This is a genomic window from Alcanivorax sp. 1008 (genome assembly GCF_020667895.1).
Lineage (GTDB): Bacteria > Pseudomonadota > Gammaproteobacteria > Pseudomonadales > Alcanivoracaceae > PGZG01.
In genome coordinates, this window is the sequence record NZ_JAFMPS010000097.1 from 1 (window position 1) to 410 (window position 410).

Here is a 410-nt window from a genome sequence, read left to right on the forward strand (position 1 = left end):
GCCAAATACCTTACGGTTACTGATTCTAGCGATGGTGGTGGCCGAGCTCCTTCTGCTAATGAAACCCGTTATTTTATCAATGTAGGTCGCAAAGATGGCTACTATTGGATGTCTCTTAAGGATTTCATTAAAGAGGTCTTAGACCTTGGTAGAGACGATGTGTTTAAGGTAGATGTCAAGGATAGTTTTTCGTTCTTTAATACCGATAAAGCCATGTAGAAAAAGGTATTTGATTTCTTCACGGACTTTAAATACAACGGTTGATTTGTTAATGTTGAAGTCACTGAGAACAAAGGCGGTGGCGGTAGACGCGATCGTGGCGGAAGAGGCAAAAGAAGAAGTGATGATAGACGCGGTAAAAACCGCTCATCTGATTCTGGATTTCGTAGTGAAAGACGTGGTAGACGTTC

At 42.0% G+C, this 410-nt stretch carries 1 protein-coding gene; it reads left to right on the forward strand.

The window, feature by feature from the left end; genetic code table 11:
* The coding region (locus tag J1C54_RS16440; protein ID WP_229150054.1) for a DbpA RNA binding domain-containing protein at window positions 1-219 on the forward strand (219 nt) is incomplete at its 5' end.
* Window positions 220-410 lie beyond the last annotated feature (191 nt).